At 51.7% G+C, this 19,350-nt stretch carries 19 protein-coding genes; 8 read left to right on the forward strand and 11 right to left on the reverse strand.

The annotated features are described in order from the left end of the window. Positions 1–57: 57 nt before the first annotated feature. Genes WN16_RS19115 through WN16_RS19135 form a run of 5 tightly spaced genes read right to left on the reverse strand, consistent with a single transcriptional unit; the run spans position 58 to position 5,043 of the window. Positions 58–1,251: a 3-hydroxybenzoate 6-monooxygenase gene (locus WN16_RS19115; protein ID WP_103790825.1), complete on the reverse strand. Its 1,194-nt coding sequence runs from the start codon at positions 1,249–1,251 to the stop codon at positions 58–60. Between the two features lie 14 nt (positions 1,252–1,265). Further along, positions 1,266–1,910, reverse strand: a complete 645-nt coding sequence (gene maiA, locus WN16_RS19120) for a maleylacetoacetate isomerase (protein ID WP_044702090.1) — start codon at positions 1,908–1,910, stop codon at positions 1,266–1,268. Positions 1,911–1,918: 8 nt separating this feature from the next. After that, positions 1,919–2,620, reverse strand: a complete 702-nt coding sequence (locus tag WN16_RS19125; protein ID WP_003840128.1) for a fumarylacetoacetate hydrolase family protein — start codon at positions 2,618–2,620, stop codon at positions 1,919–1,921. A gap of 15 nt (positions 2,621–2,635) precedes the next feature. Continuing rightward, positions 2,636–3,673 (reverse strand): gentisate 1,2-dioxygenase, encoded by a 1,038-nt coding sequence (gene gtdA, locus WN16_RS19130; RefSeq protein ID WP_044702088.1) that lies wholly within the window; start codon positions 3,671–3,673, stop codon positions 2,636–2,638. Positions 3,674–3,684: 11 nt separating this feature from the next. Beyond that, the gene (locus WN16_RS19135; protein ID WP_044702085.1) at positions 3,685–5,043 is read right to left on the reverse strand and encodes an aromatic acid/H+ symport family MFS transporter; all 1,359 of its coding nucleotides are present in this window, start codon (positions 5,041–5,043) and stop codon (positions 3,685–3,687) included. A 126-nt stretch (positions 5,044–5,169) separates the two neighbouring features. On the opposite strand from WN16_RS19135, the gene WN16_RS19140 reads away from it, so the two are divergent. From WN16_RS19140 to preA, 8 genes are all read left to right on the forward strand, one after another. Then, positions 5,170–6,078 carry a LysR substrate-binding domain-containing protein gene (locus WN16_RS19140; protein ID WP_044702084.1) on the forward strand — a complete coding sequence of 303 codons (909 nt, stop codon included), beginning with the start codon at positions 5,170–5,172 and terminating at the stop codon, positions 6,076–6,078. Positions 6,079–6,209: 131 nt separating this feature from the next. Further along, positions 6,210–6,608: a CidA/LrgA family protein gene (locus tag WN16_RS19145; RefSeq protein ID WP_003027379.1), complete on the forward strand. Its 399-nt coding sequence runs from the start codon at positions 6,210–6,212 to the stop codon at positions 6,606–6,608. Continuing rightward, positions 6,605–7,300 carry a CidB/LrgB family autolysis modulator gene (locus WN16_RS19150; protein ID WP_003027380.1) on the forward strand — a complete coding sequence of 232 codons (696 nt, stop codon included), beginning with the start codon at positions 6,605–6,607 and terminating at the stop codon, positions 7,298–7,300. Before WN16_RS19145 ends, WN16_RS19150 begins: the two co-directional genes overlap by 4 nt. Before the next feature lie 148 nt (positions 7,301–7,448). Further along, on the forward strand, positions 7,449–8,333 hold the full coding sequence (cdd, locus tag WN16_RS19155; protein WP_044702082.1) for a cytidine deaminase: 885 nt from the start codon (positions 7,449–7,451) through the stop codon (positions 8,331–8,333). A 134-nt stretch (positions 8,334–8,467) separates the two neighbouring features. After that, on the forward strand, positions 8,468–9,187 hold the full coding sequence (sanA, locus tag WN16_RS19160; RefSeq protein WP_003027383.1) for an outer membrane permeability protein SanA: 720 nt from the start codon (positions 8,468–8,470) through the stop codon (positions 9,185–9,187). 2 nt (positions 9,188–9,189) lie between these two features. Then, the gene (locus tag WN16_RS19165) at positions 9,190–9,429 is read left to right on the forward strand and encodes a DUF2542 family protein (RefSeq protein WP_003027385.1); all 240 of its coding nucleotides are present in this window, start codon (positions 9,190–9,192) and stop codon (positions 9,427–9,429) included. A 233-nt stretch (positions 9,430–9,662) separates the two neighbouring features. Then, the gene (locus tag WN16_RS19170; RefSeq protein WP_044702078.1) at positions 9,663–10,904 is read left to right on the forward strand and encodes an NAD(P)-dependent oxidoreductase; all 1,242 of its coding nucleotides are present in this window, start codon (positions 9,663–9,665) and stop codon (positions 10,902–10,904) included. Further along, entirely contained in the window at positions 10,898–12,133 is a 1,236-nt protein-coding gene (gene preA, locus WN16_RS19175; protein WP_003845190.1) for an NAD-dependent dihydropyrimidine dehydrogenase subunit PreA, read from the forward strand. Before WN16_RS19170 ends, preA begins: the two co-directional genes overlap by 7 nt. Before the next feature lie 57 nt (positions 12,134–12,190). Here preA and mglC read toward each other — a convergent pair whose 3' ends face one another. The 6 genes from mglC to folE all read right to left on the reverse strand — a co-directional run bounded on the left by mglC (position 12,191) and on the right by folE (position 19,110). Next, a complete protein-coding gene (gene mglC, locus WN16_RS19180; protein WP_003027393.1) occupies positions 12,191–13,201 on the reverse strand; it encodes a galactose/methyl galactoside ABC transporter permease MglC in 1,011 nt (336 codons plus the stop codon). 15 nt (positions 13,202–13,216) lie between these two features. Next, entirely contained in the window at positions 13,217–14,737 is a 1,521-nt protein-coding gene (mglA, locus tag WN16_RS19185) for a galactose/methyl galactoside ABC transporter ATP-binding protein MglA (protein ID WP_003027396.1), read from the reverse strand. Positions 14,738–14,808: 71 nt separating this feature from the next. Next, on the reverse strand, positions 14,809–15,807 hold the full coding sequence (gene mglB, locus WN16_RS19190) for a galactose/glucose ABC transporter substrate-binding protein MglB (protein WP_003027399.1): 999 nt from the start codon (positions 15,805–15,807) through the stop codon (positions 14,809–14,811). A 292-nt stretch (positions 15,808–16,099) separates the two neighbouring features. Next, complete coding sequence (gene galS, locus WN16_RS19195) at positions 16,100–17,125, reverse strand: HTH-type transcriptional regulator GalS (protein WP_003027402.1); 1,026 nt, start codon at positions 17,123–17,125, stop codon at positions 16,100–16,102. A gap of 144 nt (positions 17,126–17,269) precedes the next feature. Then, positions 17,270–18,427 (reverse strand): DUF418 domain-containing protein YeiB, encoded by a 1,158-nt coding sequence (yeiB, locus tag WN16_RS19200; protein WP_044702075.1) that lies wholly within the window; start codon positions 18,425–18,427, stop codon positions 17,270–17,272. Between the two features lie 14 nt (positions 18,428–18,441). Continuing rightward, positions 18,442–19,110: a GTP cyclohydrolase I FolE gene (gene folE / locus WN16_RS19205; protein WP_003027410.1), complete on the reverse strand. Its 669-nt coding sequence runs from the start codon at positions 19,108–19,110 to the stop codon at positions 18,442–18,444. Positions 19,111–19,350 lie beyond the last annotated feature (240 nt).

Consider the following 19,350-nt stretch of genomic DNA (forward strand, 5'->3'; position numbering starts at 1 on the left):
TCACCCGCAAAAAAAGAGGCGCTATGGTAGCGCCTCCGTTCGGGAGATTAAAGAGGCTCAGCGTGGCAGCAGGCAGTTATCTTCTTTCCAGCCGTATAACCATTCCATACCGCGATAAAATTCCGCCTGCGATTTGTCTTTCCACAACAGATTACGCACCTGACGCTCGACACCTGCGGCATGGTAGACGCGTCCCATTTCTCGCGTTGACCAGACGATGCGTGCGGTACGCGGAATACGCACCGACTCATACAGCGCAAAGGCATCAGCCGCATCGCCGTCACACTGCTGTAACGCTTTACCTAGCGTGACAGCATCTTCCAGCGCCATACAGGCTCCTTGCGCCATATATTGCGCCACCGGGTGCGCGGCCTCTCCCACCAGCGTGATGCGGTCGGTTCCCCATTTCTCTACCGGCTCACGATCGGCGGTTGACCAGCGCCGCCATGACGTCGGTTTATCCAGCATCTGACGGGGGCGTGGATGAATACCCGCAAAATAGGAGAGCACTTCCTCTTTGCTACCATCCTTCACCCCCCACTCCTCCTGCTGACGACTGTGGAAGGTCACCACCAGGTTGTACTGTTTGCCGCCGCGCAGTGGATAGTGCACCAGATGACAATGCGGTCCGGCCCACAATACCGGCGCGTTAATGCGCAAATCTTCCGGCATATCATCGCAATCAATCACGGCGCGATAGACCACGTGCCCGGTAACCCGTGGAGCATCGCCAATCAGAGACTGACGAACAACCGATTTTACACCGTCACAGCCCACCAGAATATCCGCCGTCCAGCTGTTGCCGTGCTCGTCAAAGACCGTCACGTCATCTTCTGACTGGCGTATATCCACCACGTTAGTTGACGTGCGATACTCAACGTTGGGATGAACCAGCGCCGCTTCCCAGACGCTGGCGTGAATATCAACCCGATGGATAACCGCATAAGGACCGCCAAAGTGATCGCGGAACGCCTGCCCGGTTTCAATCCGTACTACCTCTTTCGCATTTACCGCATCCATCATCGTGATGTGGTCGGTAAAAACGGCGCGTTGACGGGCAACTTCCCCCACGCCAAGGCTGTCCAGAGCAGAGAATGCATTCGGCCCGAGCTGAATACCCGCGCCAATTTCACCAATTTCGTGCGCTTTCTCCAGCAACATCACTTTAATGCCCTGACGGGCCAGCGATAGCGCGGTCGCCGCGCCGCCAATCCCGCCACCCACGATAATTGCGCGTGTCACTTTAGCCATTGTCGTTCTCCTTATCAGGCTGGAATTTTGTCTTGTTGATTCTCGGGCGCGGCGGCGATAAACGCCGGAAGCTGGGTACAGGCATCATATACCTCCTGACAGCGCGGATATCCGCTCAGATCGCAACCCATCCGCAACGCATTTGCCCACTGCGGGATCAGACAACAATCTGCCAGCGTCGGTGCGTCCCCCACGCAAAACGTCCCCGAGTGACTCTGGCGCAGCATTTGTTCCACCGCGCTTAACCCTTGCTGGATCCAGTGCGCATACCAGCGTTTTTTATCTTCTTCACTGACTTTTAACTCTTCGCTCAGGTAGCGCAGTACCCGCATGTTATTTACGGGATGGATATCACAGGCGATGGCATAAACAATTTCCAGCACCTTACTGCGCGTCGGGAAGTCAGCAGGCAGCAGCGGCGACTGTGGAAAGTGGCCATCCAGCCAGTCGGTTATCGCCAGAGACTGCCCGAGTGATTCGCCATCATCGATGACCAGCGTAGGCACCAGCCCCAACGGGTTCATCCGCCGGTAGGCCAGTTCGTTCTGCTGACCAATGCGAATATTGACGCCCACCGTCTGGTAATCGAGCCCCTTCAGCGCCAGCGCAATGCGTACACGATATGACGCGGAGCTATTAAAGAAACTGTACAGCTTCATTATCCACCTCAGACAATCTTCACGGCGATGGGGGTTAAACCGTCTACGTTTCCGGTAATCACATCCCCTTTCACTACCGCCCCTACGCCTTCGGGTGTACCGGTGTAGATCAGATCGCCTGGCTGCAGTTCGAAAAAGCCTGACAGATAGCTGATGGTTTCATTCACAGACCAGATGAGGTGGCGAATATCGCTACGCTGGTGATCGTCGCCGTTGACCTGCAACCAGATTGGCGCATGGTTAACATCCACACTTTCGCTGGCTTTATGCAACGGCGCGATGGGCGCGGAGAGATCAAACGCTTTGCCGATTTCCCACGGACGCCCCATCTGACGCATCTCCATCTGCCGGTCACGGCGGGTCATATCCAGACCGGTGGCATAGCCCCAGATATATTCATGCGCTTTTTCCAGCGGAATATCGCTGCCCTTTTTACCAATCGCCACCACCAGCTCTATCTCATAGTGATAGTTATCGGTCTGCGATGGGTACGGCAGTTCAAGGATCTGACCAGCTGCCACCGGGACTACTGCATCAGCAGGTTTACAGAAGAAGAACGGGGGTTCGCGATCCGGATCAAAGCCCATTTCACGCGCATGAGCGGCATAGTTACGGCCCACACAGTAAACGCGGCGCACGGGAAATTGTTCATCGCTGCCAACCACCGGAACGGTAACAGGCGCTTGTGGTTCGAATACATATTGCGTCATTTTCTTTCTCCCAAATTAATAGCGTGCTTCGCGGAACAGCCCCAGCGCTTCCTGAACCGGTCTGTCCGAAAAACTGAATAAGACGGTATCTTCGTGGGTCTGGAACGACACGCCGTGCCAGGTCGGCACCACAAAAATATCTTTTGGCGAAAAGTTGAAGGTCTCGTTACCGATGGTGACCTGCCCACTTCCTTCCACCACGTGATAGATAGTGCTGTCAGTGGTACGCGCCATTCGTGAGGAAAAGCCCTGCGGCAACAGTTGCAGGAAGGTTCCCATCGAAGGCATGGGATAACCGCCGGTTACCGGGTTGACGTAACGCATCTTGTAACCGTCCCACTCATCGGCGTCGCCCATACGGGTCAGGTCATGTAGCGCTTCACGGCTGCGATCGTAGCGATAGTTAAAAATCGGCGATGAGTTACCCTTCTGATGACGCAGCGGCAACATATTGGCCGCGTAGCGCGGTAAGTAATCCCCTTCCTGGCGCGTGACCGGCTGCTGATCTTCCGGGTAGTCTTCCGCAAAGCCGCAGCCCAGCAGGTTCACCAGCGGCAAATCCAGACCGTCCAGCCACACCACCGGTTCACTGCCCGGGTTGCCGTGATCGTGCCAGCGCCACTGCGGCGTCAGAATAAAATCGCCTTCATGCATCTGGGTGCGCTCGCCATCCACGGCGGTAAATGCCCCTTTCCCTTCGACAATAAAGCGCAGTGCAGACTGGTTGTGGCGGTGACTCGGCGCAACCTCGCCCGGCATAATTAACTGCAATCCTGCGTACAGCGTTGGAGTGATTGAAGACTGTCCGCGCAACATTGGGTTTTCCAGCACCAGCACGCGGCGAATCGCCTCTTTCGCGCCAATCAGATCGCCACTTTCTAACAGCAGAGGGCGGATCTCCTGATATTTCCAGTACGCAGGCGCGCAATGTGCGTTCGGTGTTGGCGGCACCAGGCGGTGCAGCGACTCCCACAGAGGGGTCAGATTCTGCCCGGAAATATGCTGGTAAAACTGCTGACGGCTGTTCTTAACATCCTGATTCAGTTCAGACATAGGGATTCTCCTTATTCATTCACAACACCTGCGCGAGGCAGAGTATTTGAGGCAGAGGCCGACTGGCGGATAACAACCGTCAGCAGCGTAAGCATCACCGCGCTGATGGCCGCCGGGACGGAAATAATGAAAAACAGGTTATCGAATGAGAAATTCATCGCCATCATCACGCCGCCAGAAAGCGAGCCGACAATCGCGCCGCAGCGCCCCACCGCATTAGACCAGCTGACGCCCGTCGCCCGGCTTTGTGTCGGATATAGCGTGGCGGTTAACGCATTTAGACCAACCTGAGAACCGCTGATACCAATGCCGGTGCCAAAAATAGCCAGAGCCATCAACCACAGACCGTTCTCGCTCAGGCCAATCATGACGATGCACACTGCGCCCAGTGCATAACTCACGGCCAGCACGCGGAAAGGATTGTATTTATCCATCAGCATGCCCAGCGCCAGCGCCCCCAGCGTTCCTCCAATCTGGAAGGCGGCAGTTACCCATGAGGCATGCTGCAGATCAATTCCACGATGGTTTAACAGCGTTGGCATCCAACTGGAGAGCAGATAAATAATCAGCAAGCTCATAAAGAACACTACCCATAGCATCAGGGTAATGGGCAGCTGTCGCCCGACGAACAGCTGGCGAATGCTTCCTTTAGCAATCGCGGTGCCCTCGTTGAGATAAAAATGGGTAGTGTCATAACGTTCCCGGGTGATGGCGCTAACGGTTCTGGCAATCACGTTTTGCGGCAGTTGGCGACGAACCTGCCAGCGCGGGGATTCCGGTAGCGCAAACAGCAGAGCCACAAACAGCATGAGTGGTAGAACGCCTCCCAGCACCAGAATGCCGTGCCAGCCAATAACCGGCACCAGTTGCGCGCTCACAATTCCACCCATCGCCGACCCCAGGGTAAATCCACAAAACATCATGGTCACCAGCGCGCCACGCCGCCGCGCTGGCAGGTACTCTGACGTCATGGTGATGGTATTTGGCATCGCGCCGCCCAAACCTAACCCGGTAAGAAATCGCAAAATAACCAGCGTTTGTAGATCGGGAGAAAAAGCCGAAATCAGGCTCAGGGCGCCGAACAGCGCCACGCAGAGTTCAATCACCCGTTTACGGCCAAAACGGTCAGACAATGGGCCGCAGAGCAATGCGCCAGCGGTTAGCCCCAACAGGCCTGCGCCAAACAACGGCGCCAGATCGCCGGCAGTCAGCTGCCAGTGAGTACGAATGTCGGGAGCGATAAAGCCAATAGCTGCGGTATCAAATCCGTCGAGCATGACGACCAGAAAACAGCAAATGATAACGCGCCACTGGGTCTTACCGACGGGAGCGGAATCGATCAGTGCTTGTAGATCACGTTGATGAGTCATAGTGAATGCCTCAGTGCAGGTAGAGTAGATGTCTGTTTTGTTTTAGGTATGTTGCGACTTTGTATGTTTGGAGATGAAATGTACAATGGCTTTTCATGCAGAGGCATAACCTGGAGGTTATAGCAAATGGCAAATTGGGCGCAGAAACTTAAGTTGCAACACCTGCAAACGCTTATCGCGCTGGGCGAACAGGGAAATCTGACTCACGTCGCACGGATGATGAATATCACCCAGCCAGCGTTGTCAAAATGGTTATCACAGCTCGAAGAAGAGATTGGCATCACCCTCTTTGAACGTCACAGCAAAGGCTTGCGTCCTTCCGAAGGCGGCAAGCTGTTACTGCAGCATGCCCAACGCCTGCTCAATGATATGGAACGTTCGCAATATGAAATCGCCCGTTTTAAGCAAGGCGGCCTGGTGGGAAGTCTGAAGATTGGCTGCTCACCCGTAGCGACCGACTGCGTTTCACTGGCAATACTGGGTTTGCTCAAAGAGTTGCCAACCCTGAACCTTAATATCGAAGAGAAAGTGATGACCCCGCTGCTGCACGATCTGCTCGCGGGTTCGGTGGATGTCGTCGTCGGTCGCGTCGGTGGCCGGGCGCTTCAGTTGCCGCTCAATTACCAGGTGCTCTATACCGAGCCGGTCTGTTTCGTCGCCCGTCCCGATCATCCCTTGGCAAAATATCCCTTGCTCACCTGGCACGATCTGGCGAACTGGCGCTGGATTGTCTGGCCAACAGGAACCCCTATCCGGATAAGCATTGATAACGCGCTGGTTGATAACGGCGTCATGTTGCCGGAAAACATCATTGAATCGGCGTCGATCAACGTCAGTACCAACCTGCTGCAAAGTAGCGATATGATCTCTATTCTTTCTTTGCGTCTGGCACAACGGTATGCCGCCCAGGGGCAGTTGGCTATTCTGAATCTGCCGAAGATTGAACAAAAAGGCAGCGTCGGCGTATTCTGGCGCAACAACGAAACACCTACTACCGCCCTGAATCGTTTTTTGTATTATCTGGCACAGGCTTAGCGCGGAGAGTTAGGGCCATCGCCCGATGTTCCAGATATCTATTTCCTCTATGCTTAGAATTCATGATGTGATCGGTAGCACGTTTTTAAGTTTAATTGTATGATGAATCAGTCTCGTCAAGGGTTTCAACTATGAGCAAAGCACTGAACGTTATCTGGCAATATTTGCGCGCATTCGTCCTGATTTATGCCTGCCTCTACGCAGGTATTTTTCTTGCGTCGCTACTTCCTATCACCATTCCGGGCAGCATTATCGGCATGCTGATTCTGTTTGTCTTACTGGCTTTGCAGGTGTTACCGGCAAAATGGGTTAACCCTGGCTGCTACGTGCTGATTCGTTATATGGCCCTGCTGTTTGTCCCGATTGGCGTGGGGATCATGCAGTACTTTGACCTGCTCCGCGCACAATTTGGTCCGGTAGTGGTGTCCTGTACCATCAGTACGCTGGTCGTTTTCCTGGTGGTGAGTTGGAGCTCGCACATTGTGCACGGTGAACGCAAAATCGTTGGGCAAAAAGGGTCAAAAGAATGATGTCGTATATCTGGTGGTCGTTACCTCTTACGCTGGCGGTATTTTTTGGCGCACGTAAGCTGGCTGCACGATTTAAAATGCCGCTATTGAACCCGCTGCTGGTTGCCATGGTGGTGATTATTCCCATTCTGCTGCTGACCGGCATTCCCTACGATCACTATTTCAAAGGCAGCGAAGTACTGAACGATTTACTGCAACCTGCGGTGGTCGCGCTGGCCTATCCGTTATACGAACAGTTGCACCAAATTCGCGCCCGCTGGAAATCAATCATTGCTATCTGTTTTGCCGGGAGCGTTGTGGCGATGGTAACAGGTACAACAATCGCTTTGTTGATGGGCGCATCACCGCAAATTGCCGCGTCTATCATGCCAAAATCGGTCACCACGCCTATCGCTATGGCCGTGGGAGGCAGTATTGGCGGCATTCCGGCTATCAGCGCCGTATGCGTTATTTTTGTCGGTATCCTCGGGGCAGTATTTGGTCATACGTTGCTTAATGCGATGCGTATTCGCACCAAGGCCGCTCGGGGGCTGGCAATGGGCACCGCGTCGCACGCCCTGGGTACCGCACGCTGTGCAGAACTGGACTACCAGGAAGGCGCGTTTAGCTCTCTGGCACTGGTTATTTGCGGCATTATCACCTCGTTGGTTGCCCCATTCCTGTTCCCGATTATTCTGGCGGTGGTGGGTTAACCTTCATTTTTTAGCTATTTATTTGCGATGCGTTGCACATTTTTCATTTAAGTTTCATAAGTTGCATACACAATGGGATTTGGATCACATATAAAGCCATAACGGGCCCGTAAACTACGATTCCATTACATTGTTATGAGGCATCGCCATGCATCCACGTTTTCAAACTGCTTTTGCCCAACTCGCGGATAACTTGCAATCAGCCCTGGCCCCTGTTCTGGCGGATTCGCATTTCCCCGCCATGCTGACTGCTGAGCAGGTCTCTTTGCTGAAACGCGAATCGGGACTGGACGAAGACGCGCTGGCATTCGCTCTGCTGCCGCTGGCTGCGGCCTGCGCGCGTACTCCACTGTCCAATTTCAACGTTGGGGCTATTTCTCGCGGCATCAGCGGCAACTGGTACTTCGGTGGGAACATGGAGTTCCTGGGCGCGACCATGCAGCAAACTGTTCATGCCGAGCAAAGCGCTATCAGCCACGCCTGGCTGCGCGGTGAAAAAGGGCTCGCCGCCATCACCGTCAACTACACGCCGTGCGGCCACTGTCGCCAGTTTATGAACGAACTAAACAGCGGACTGGATTTACGTATTCATCTGCCGGGACGTGCGCCACATGTGCTGCGCGATTACCTGCCAGATGCCTTCGGCCCGAAAGATCTGGAGATTAAAACGCTGCTGATGGACGATCAGGATCACGGCTTCGCACTGCAGGGCGATGCGTTGACCCAGGCAGCAATCACCGCTGCCAACAGATGTCATATGCCGTACAGCAAATCCCCAAGCGGCGTGGCGCTGGAGTGTAAAGATGGTCGTATTTTTAGCGGCAGCTATGCTGAAAATGCTGCTTTTAACCCAACCCTGCCACCACTGCAAGGCGCGTTGAACCTGTTGAATCTGAACGGTTATGATTATCCAGATATCCAACGCGCCGTGCTGGCTGAAAAAGCCGATGCGCCGTTAATTCAGTGGGATGCGACATCTGCCACGCTGAAAGCACTGGGCTGCGACAATATAGAGCGCGTGCTACTCGACTAAGTCGTGTTGCCCGATGGCGTAACGCCATCGGGCAACAGTGACTAAAATCCCCTCAATCAGATTGCTGTTTCTTGCGCTACGTCTTCGGGTAAAGTAGCCTGATTGAAATTCCATCCAAATAACGAGTTTTCTGCATGTTAAAGCGCGTGTTTTACAGCCTGTTAGTCCTGCTAGGCTTGCTGCTTTTGACTGTGCTTGGACTCGATCGGTGGATGAGCTGGAAGACTGCTCCCTACATTTACGACGAACTGCAGGATTTACCCTACCGCCAGGTAGGTGTGGTTCTGGGCACGGCGAAGTATTACCGCACCGGCGTCATCAATCAGTATTACCGCTACCGCATTCAGGGCGCATTGAACGCCTATAACAGCGGGAAGGTAAACTATCTGCTGTTAAGCGGCGACAACGCGCAGCAAAGCTACAACGAACCCATGACGATGCGTAAAGATCTGATTGCCGCAGGCGTCGATCCCGCTGACATCGTGCTTGATTACGCCGGGTTCCGAACGCTCGACTCCATCGTGCGTACCCGTAAGGTGTTCGATACCAACGATTTCATCATTATTACCCAGCGATTCCACTGTGAGCGTGCCTTGTTTATTGCGCTCCATATGGGTATCCAGGCCCAGTGCTACGCCGTACCTTCGCCAAAAGATATGCTCACCGTGCGGGTACGTGAATTTGGCGCCCGTTTTGGCGCACTTGCCGATCTCTACATTTTTAAACGTGAACCCCGCTTTTTAGGCCCACTGGTCCCTATCCCTACCATGCATCAGGTACCGGACGATGCACAGGGATATCCGGCAGTCACGCCTGAACAACTGCTCGAATTACAAAAGAAACAAGGAAAATAAGCATGGATGTACAAACCCTTTTCGTCGTGTTGGCCTTTCTGCTCATTCCCGTGTTTTGTTTTCGTGAAGCCTGGAAAGGCTGGCGCTCGGGAGCCGTAGATAAAATTAAAAAGAATGCGCGTGAACCGGTTTTCGCTTATCGCAATCAAGAGCCACTGCAATTTTGGTCTTACGTACTGGTTTATGCTGGATGCGGGTGCTTATCCTTCGGTATGGTTATTTACTTAGTTTTTTATCGATAACGCATTTGCCTTTATATTAGCGTTTGAGAATAGCTAATATTTTGATAATAGTTACCATTTCAAGATAAGGGATTAATGCTGCCCGTCAGCATTTCCCTCAAACTATCTTCTATTTGTGAATCCTTTCACAGAATACTCTTCCTGCAGTGCTTAGCCTTAAGAATAGCCTTTCACTTTTTATATTTTGTTATTAACGGTTTGCCTTAATTTACTCAAGCATTAAGGAAGAAAATATGCCACAACAAAATTATCTGGATGAGCTCACGCCTGCTTTTACCCCATTATTAGCAATAAAAGAGGCTTCCCGCTGTTTATTATGTCACGATGCCCCCTGTAGTCAGGATTGCCCGGCGCAAACCGACCCGGGGAAATTTATTCGCTCCATTTATTTCCGTAATTTTAAAGGCGCAGCCGAAACTATCCGCGAAAATAATGCGCTCGGTGCGGTGTGCGCTCGAGTTTGCCCAACCGAAAAATTATGCCAGCGCGGGTGTACGCGTTCAGGAATTGATAAACCTATTGATATTGCGCGTCTGCAGCGCTTTATAACCGATTTTGAACAGCAGACCGCGATGAAAATATATCAGCCAGCAACAAAAACGCTGGGCAAGGTCGCCATTATCGGTGCAGGTCCGGCAGGATTACAGGCCAGCGTAACGCTGAGCAATCTTGGTTATGACGTAACCATCTTCGAAAAACAGGCTCAGCCAGGCGGCTGGTTGCGCTATGGCATCCCAGAGTTTCGTTTGCCGCATTCGGTTTTGGATCATGAAATTGCCAGTATCGTTGAAATGGGCGTGACCATCAAGTGCAATTGTGAAGTCGGCAATGCCCTTTCCGTTGAGCAACTCAAAGCAGAATATCGCGCCGTACTGGTTACCCCAGGTATGTCTTACGGCTCAACATTGCCTCTTTTTGAGCAAGCGAATCACGTTGAAATTGCCGTCGATTTTCTGCAACGCGCCCGACAAGCCAGCGGCGATATTACCGTCGCCAAAAGTGTATTGATCATCGGCGGTGGCGACGTGGCGATGGATGTCGCCAGTACGTTGAAACTGCTGGGCTGCCCGTCAGTCACTTGTGTCGCGCGTGAAGAACTGGCTGATTTTCCGGCCAGCGATAAAGAATTCAGCAGCACCCAGGCATTAGGCGTGTCGATTATTGACGGTTTCACGCCCGTGGCGGTAAGCGGAAATCAAGTTACCTTTAAGCACGTACGCCTGCCAGGCGAACTCACACTAGAAGCCGAGCACATTATTCTTGCCGTCGGTCAACACGCTCAGCTTGATAATTTCGCCACGTTAAAGCCACAACGCAATCTTATCAATACGCAAAACTACCAAACCGCCGATCCGGTTCTGTTTGCTGCGGGCGATATTGTTGAAGGCGATAAAACGGTCGTTTACGCCGTGAAAACCGGAAAAGAAGCCGCTCAGGCCATTCATCACTATTTAGAGGGAGCTTGCTCATGTTAACGAAAGATCTTTCTATTACCTTTTGCGGCGTCAAATTTCCCAACCCGTTCTGCCTCTCTTCCTCTCCGGTGGGCAACTGCTATGAAATGTGCGCCAAAGCCTATGATAGCGGTTGGGGCGGCATTGTTTTTAAAACGATCGGGTTCTTTATTGCGAATGAAGTCTCCCCGCGCTTTGACCATCTCAGCAAAGAAGATACCGGCTTTATTGGCTTCAAAAACATGGAGCAAATTGCCGAGCATCCGCTGGAGGAGAATCTGGCTGCTATTCGGCGACTGAAACAAGACTACCCGGATAAGGTCCTGATTGCGTCGATCATGGGGGAAAATGAGCAGCAATGGCAGGAACTGGCCCGCCTGGTTGAAGAAGCGGGTGCAGATATGATCGAGTGTAACTTCTCCTGCCCGCAAATGACCTCGCATGCTATGGGCAGCGATGTAGGACAAAGCCCTGAGTTGGTTGAAAAATACTGTCGGGCGGTTAAACGCGGTTCGCCCCTGCCAATGCTGGCTAAAATGACACCAAATATTGGTGATATGTGTGAGGTGGCGCTGGCGGCAAAACGCGGAGGAGCCGACGGCATCGCGACCATCAATACGGTTAAATCCATCACTAATATCGACCTGAACAGGAAAATCGGGATGCCGGTCGTCAACGGTAAATCCAGTATTTCCGGCTACTCCGGCAAGGCCGTTAAACCTATTGCTTTGAGATTTATCCAACAACTACGCATGCACCCTGAACTGCGGGATTTTCCGATTAGCGGCATTGGAGGAATTGAGACCTGGGAAGATGCCGCCGAGTTTTTACTGTTAGGCGCTGCCACGCTGCAGGTGACCACCGGGATCATGCAGTATGGATATCGGATTGTGGAGGACATGATCAGCGGGCTGTCACATTACCTCGCCGATCAAGGGCTTGACTCACTGGAGGAGATGGTGGGTCTGGCCAATGCCAATATCATCCCCGCCGAGGAGCTTGACCGTAGCTACATTGTCTATCCGAACATCCATCTTGATAAATGCGTCGGCTGTGGTCGTTGCTACATCTCCTGCTATGACGGCGGGCATCAGGCGATGGAATGGAATGAGGAAACACGTACACCGCACTGCAATACGGAAAAATGTGTGGGATGTTTATTGTGCGGTCACGTTTGCCCGGTAGCCTGTATTGATCTGGGCGAGGTGAAATTTAAACCCGGAGAGAAAGAACATGCGTTAACGTTGTAACGCAGATAAAAAAGCCCGGTGCAGGTTGCGCTGCACCGGGCTTTTTACGTTGTACGATTACTTCTTACGCGCGTACTTCAGTGAGTCCAGCGCGACCGCGAAGATGATAATGCCGCCCTTGATAATATACTGCCAGTAAGGGTTTACGCCGATATAGGTCAGACCGTAGTTGATGACGGTGAAGATAATCACACCGGTCACCACGCCAAACACGGTACCTACCCCGCCGCTGAATGACACGCCACCAACCACGCACGCCGCAATCGCATCCAGCTCATACATAAAGCCGAGGTTGTTGGTCGCCGAGCCGATACGCCCGGCTTCCAACAAACCACCGAAGGCATAGAACACGCCAGACAACGCATAGATAATCAACAGGTTCAGCGCAACGTTTACCCCAGACACTTTCGCAGCTTCCGGGTTTCCGCCGATGGCGAAAATGTTTTTACCGAAGCGGGTCTTGTTCCACAGCACCCACACAAAGGCCACGGCAATCAGCGCGTAGAAGGTGATGTAGGAGAGTCGGAAACTGCCCAGTGCAATAAAGCCCTGTGCAAAGGTTGAAAATCCGCTGTCAAAGCCAGAGATTGGCGATGCGCCGACGAAGTCGTAGTACAGGGAGTTGATCCCGTAAACGATAATCATCGTACCCAGGGTGGTAATAAACGGCGTCACGTTCAGGTAAGCAATGATAATACCGTTCACCAGACCGATAATGGCACCAATCACGCAGACAATCAGCACCACTACAATGATCGGCATCGTCGCCATTTCCGGGAACACCTTGTTGGCATTCTCCATCGACTGCAACAAAGTCGCTGCCACCACTGCCGCCAGGCCAACCTGACGCCCCGCCGACAGGTCGGTCCCTTGGGTAACAATCAGTCCAGCCACACCCAATGCGATAATAATACGCACCGAGGATTGCGTGAGAATATTACTCAGGTTCAGTAAGCTTAAGAAAGTGGGATCCTGGAAAATAATAATCGCCAGCAAAACCAAAAGAACAACGTAAATTCCGCCTTCTTTCAGGTAAGTAAGAAAACTTTTCTTATTTAACGCACTCATGAGGAGCCCCTAATCTTAAAGGTGCAAAGACGCAAGACGGAGGATTTCGTTTTGCGTTGTTGTTTTAGTGTCAACAATTCCGGCAACGAGACCATTGCTCATCACCAGAATACGATCGGTAATACCCAGCAGCTCCGGCATTTCAGAGGAAATAATAATAATCCCCTTATCCTTTTTCGCGAGTTCGGCAATTAACTGGTAAATTTCAAATTTCGCACCAACATCGATTCCACGCGTCGGTTCATCCAGCATCAGAATTTCTGGCTGCGTTAATAACCAACGGCCAATAACCACCTTTTGCTGATTACCGCCAGAAAGTGAACCGATTTGCGTACGATGGCCCGGTGTTTTCACCCTCATGGAGTCAATTACCCACTGGGTGTCACTCTTCATGCGGGAATTATCCAACAGACCGACTTTGTTTTTGTAATTTTGGATATTAGAAATTAACGAGTTAAAACCAATGTCCAGATACGCATAAATACCGGTTGAGCGGCGCTCTTCCGTGACCAGCGCAAAACCATGGTTGATGGCTTCATTTGCACTGTGGTTATTAATCTTTTTGCCGTGTAGCGTAATCGTACCCGATGATTTCTCACGAATACCAAAAAGCGTTTCAACAATATCCGTGCGTTTTGCCCCCACCAGACCGGCAATCCCGAGAATTTCCCCTTTGTGTAAATCAAACGAGATATCACGAATCGACGGCTGACGCAGCGAGGTCAGGTTACGCACTTGCAGAATGACTTCACCAGGTTTGTTTTCTTTATCCGGAAAACGTTGGTTCAGTGAACGCCCAACCATCATGGCGATGATCTTATCCATATCCAGCCCTTCCAGCGGCTGGGTCGCAATCCACTGGCCGTCGCGTAGTACGGTAATTTCATCACACAGCTGGAAGATTTCTTCCATTTTGTGAGAAATATAAACAATACCGCATCCACGCTCTTTCAGCTTACGGATGATAGTGAACAGATGATTAACTTCTTTCTCGGTTAACGATGACGTTGGTTCATCCATGATGACGATTTTGGCGTCATAGGAGAACGCCTTCGCAATTTCAATCATCTGCATTTGTGAAACGGATAATGTGCCGACGCGCGCACGCGGATCGATATCAATATCCAGTTCATCAAATATCGCTTTGGTATCGCGGTACATTTTTTCCTGATCGACAAACATGCCTTTGGTGGGATAGCGTCCCAGCCACATGTTGTCCATCACAGAGCGTTGTAATACCAGGTTTAATTCCTGGTGTACCATCGAAATACCATTCTCAAGCGCTTCCTTAGCAGAATGAAAATCGATTTCTTTACCCTGAAATAAAATACTGCCGGAATCTTTTTGATAGATGCCGAAAAGACATTTCAATAATGTTGATTTCCCCGCGCCATTCTCCCCCATTAAGGCGTGAATAGAATGCGGGCGGACTTTTAAATTGACATTATCAAGCGCCTTAACGCCGGGGAAGGACTTGTTGATGCCGGTCATTTCCAACAAGTATTCGCCTGACGACTGAGTATGTGTGCTGACCATAATTATACCTTGTTGGCCTTGCAGAGTGCGTTATTAAGGGCGCAATGAAATTGCGCCCACAGACGGAGTATTTACTTATTGGTGAACTCGGCCAGATTATCTTTATCGACACCTACGTACGGAACGCGAACAATCTTGTTCTCAATTTTCCAGTTAGTGCCATCTGCCGCACCTTTGCCATCAGCCAGGTTTTTCGCCAGATCAAAGGTGGCTTTCGCCTGGTTATTAGCATCGTTCAGCACGGTACCGGCCATAGCGCCAGATTTCACCAGCGCCAGTGCTTCAGGCAGGGCATCCACGCCAAATACCGGTACGCTGGTTTTATTGTGTGCCTTCAGCGCTTCAACTGCGCCCATTGCCATCGCATCGTTGTTGGCGATAACGACTTCGATTTTGTTCGCGTTCGGACCGGACATCCACGCATCCATCTTATCTTTCGCCTGAGCGGTATCCCACATTGCAGTATCTAACTGCAGTTGCTCAGTTTTAATGCCTTTGTCGTTCAGCTCTTTAATCACGTAAGTAGTACGTGCTTCAGCATCCGGGTGTCCCGGTTCGCCTTTCAGCAGAACAAACTGAATTTTGCCGTCTTTGTTCAGGTCCCAGTTCGGGTTAGCTGCCCAGTGTTTGGCAATCAAATCACCCTGAATAATACCGGACTCTTTAGAGTCAGTACCGACGTAATACGCTTTGTCATAGCTGTCCAGCGCCTTGCGAGAAGGTTCTTTGTTGAAGAACACGATCGGTACGTTCTGTCCGCGTGCTTTTTCAATGACCGTGCCTGCAGCTGCCGGGTCAACCAGGTTAATCGCCAGTGCTTTAACGCCTTTTGCCAGCAGCACGTCGATCTGATCGTTTTGTTTGGACTGGTCGTTCTGCGAGTCGTTCATCAGCAGTTGTACATCTGGCGCCGCTTTGGCATCTTTTTCAATAGCCTTACGTACCACTGACATAAAGTTATCGTCATACTTATAGATAGTCACACCAATACGGGTATCAGCAGCGTGCGCAGCCGCGCCGAATAACATGCTTGCCATTACAGCAGACAGGGTCAACACCTTCTTATTCATGGTATCTCCGGTTTTATTATGCAGGGTAGTACTTGAGATAAATACTCGGCAGGCAGAACGTTACTGAAGTGTTACTGAACGCCGAAGCTCACTTTTAAAAATATTTCTTCCGTGTCTGGCAACGCTCCCAAAACAGGCTTTAATTATCGTTTAAGGCAGCTATACCTCGATGAAAGTGATTATTCACCGTTACATAGTAGTTACAGCGCAACAAACAGTGTCATCATAGCTATCGCATTGTTAATATACTGTGAATTTACTCACATATTGAAAGCGGTTACATCGCGCTGCGTTATAAGTTAGTGATCGGTGCCGCATTCTGCCGCAGCGCCACTGAATGGCGACGTACCAGCGTCGGCATAAAGCAATGCGTCGCCTGCGGATCCAACGTGCCAGCCGCGCCCTGTAGTGCAAGTTCCGTCGCCATTTTTGCCATAGAGGCAATGGGATAGCGCACGGTGGTTAGCTGCGGATCGGTGTAACGCGCGATGGGAATATCATCGAAGCCAATGATTGAAAGGTGTAATGGAATAGCGATACCGTTATCTTTTAGCGCGGTCAGTGCGCCAGCTGCCATATTGTCGTTATAAGCGAAGACCGCTGTCAGTTGTAAATTGCGCCCCAGCAATTCCACCATCGCAGACTCTCCGCCCTGCATATCGGGCGAACCGGTGCCGACCCAGCTTTCTGCCGCAACAATCCCCTGCTCTTTCAGAGCAGTTAACCACCCTTCTTTGCGCATGGTGTCATCTTCAATGCGATGGCTTGATGCCAGATAACCGATGCGTTGATGACCATTATTCAGCAACATACGGGTCGCCATTTTAGCGCCGCTGATGTTATCCAGGCAGACGCAACGGTGGGCGTAACCCGGTACCAGGCGATTGATCAGCACCATGCCGGGGATTTGATCCATAAACTCGGCCAGTTCCCGATCGCTCAGTGCTTTAGAGTGTACAATCAATGCGTTACAGCGTTGGCGAATCAACACCTCAATGGCATGACGTTCTTTTTCCGCCTCATGGTAGCTGTTGCCAATCAGGACATACTTCTGATGCTGCTGGGCAACCATATCCACGGCTTTTACCAGCGCGCCAAAAAACGCATCTGATACATCCATGACGACAACACCAATCGTATCGCTTACCTGCGTCGCCAGCGCTTGTGCGTTGGCATTAGGTCGATAGCCAAGCTGAGTGACTGCTTTCATTACCGCTTCACGCGTATCGGGACTCACCAGCGCACTGTTGTTCAGTACGCGGGAAACGGTCGCTACAGAAACGCCAGACTGCCGTGCCACATCACGAATGGTTACCATATTCACTGCCCTGTTTTAGATTGCGGCTGCCCGCAGACACCCCAGGCTGGGTATTTTGTCAGCACAATGAAACGGACTGCGTGAGTGATGTCACAGGAATGAAAGCGCTTACATCCATTTTGTTAATGAATGTGATCCAGATCGTTATCTGGATGTTCGCGGTAATGATGTCCCTGCAGCACGCATGGTTAATTGACGCCACAGCCATTCCACCGGGCCCTGGCGGTAATAACGTAGCCATATCACGGAGAAAAGTAAGTTAATGACCCAGACCGGGATGACGAAATACAGCAGCTCCAGCCGGTCGAATTTCATAAATAAGCCGAATTGATAGAACAGCGTGGTACAGATTAAGGTTTGTAACAGATAGTTGGTTAACGCCATGCGTCCCACACAGGCGACGGCAATGACCCATTTTAAACGGCTAAGCTGCGGCCAGAAACCGTACATCAGCGCGGCGTAACCAATGGTCTGCATCGGCGCTCCCAGCTCTCGCGGGGCTTGTAACAGGAAAGCACACCAGCGGTAGCCCCAGTCCAGATTCCACTGAGCGATGATAGCAGGCAGGTTTATCGCCATCCCAACGATGACCAGCAGCACGCCGGTACGTCGATAGTGCTGCAAACTGTACTGCCCTTTTAGCCAACCGCTGCGCATTAATGCCGCGCCGAGCAGCATCATCCCCGCCAGTTGCCAGCCGTACTGAGCACCCAACGCCAGCAAGCTATTGGACATCATATCCACGCGATTGCTGATTGCTTCCATTCCGCCGTTCACTTTCCAGTATTTTTCATACAGCAACGCTGAAGCATCCGGCGTCCAGGCGCGGCTGGTTTCGCTCCCGGAGATCACACCCAACAGCAGCAGTACGCCAACGCCCACCAGATACAGCAGCACACCAGTGTTAAATAAGCTTTTTACCGACGGCGCATCCCGGATCAGCCGCCAGCAAATCAGGCCGATCAAGCCATATGCCAGCAGGATATCGCCATCCCAGAAGAGTAAACCGTGAATAAAACCCAATAGCACCAGCAGCGTAAGCCGTGACTGGATCCAGCGTTTACCGCGTGGGAGCAGCATTTGCAGACCGGCACCGAACAGCAGCGCAAACAGCGTGAGGAATTTTACCTGCGCAAAGAGATCGAGCAGCGCCCAGGTCCAGGCATCGGATAAGGTGATGTCGCCATACCACGCAGGATTGAGATATGCCGCCTTTGGCAAGCCAAAGGCGCTAATATTGAGAAGTAGGATACCAAGAATGGCGACGCCACGAATAAAATCCAGCGTGACATTACGCTCCATGGTTCCTGCCCTAATCAGTTGTGATGACGTACTGCGCGCAGGAATTCCTGACGCGTGTTCTGGCTGGACTTAAACAATCCACCAAGAGAAGTGGTGGTGGTCGCACTGGTCGCATCACGAATGCCGCGCGCTTTCACACAGTAATGCACCGCATCAATCGACACCGCCACATTATTCGTCCCGAGCAGCGTTTGCAGCGCGGTGAGAATTTGCTGGGTCAGGCGTTCCTGTACCTGTGGGCGCTGGGCGAAGAACTGCACAATGCGGTTAATCTTCGACAGACCAATAACCGAATCTTTCGGAATATACGCCACCGTCGCTTTGCCATCGATAGTGACAAAGTGGTGTTCGCAGGTGCTGGTCAACGTAATATCGCGGACCGTGACCATCTCGTCCACCTTCATTTTATTTTCAATGACGGTGATTTTCGGGAAGTTGGCGTAATCGAGGCCGGAGAAAATCTCATCGACATACATTTTCGCAATGCGATGCGGAGTTTCCATCAGACTGTCATCGCTCAAATCGAGATTGAGCAATTGCATAATCTCGGTCATATGGCCAGAGATAAGACGTTTGCGTGTTTCGTTATCCATCTCTTGCACGGGCGGGCGCAGCGGGGTTTCGAGACCACGCGCAACCAGCGCTTCATGAACCAGTGCCGCTTCTTTACTGAGTGATGACATTTATTCTTCTCCTGCAGGTGGGGCGCCTCTGCCCTGCATGGGGCAAAGTTTTTAGGCTGTATCACAGCCAGAACATTGTGCGTGAGGCGGCGCACATAATCCAGTATTCACCGCGATAATTATTGAAATTGGCACAGCCTTTCAGCTGTAGCAACTTCACTTTCTGTTCAGCCCGGTGACGTCGAGTGTTAATGTAAAGTTATATAGATGATGAAGTATGTTTGCTCAATGCGGAAGTGA

It is taken from the genome of Citrobacter sp. ABFQG (assembly GCF_004322975.1).
GTDB lineage: Bacteria > Pseudomonadota > Gammaproteobacteria > Enterobacterales > Enterobacteriaceae > Citrobacter > Citrobacter freundii.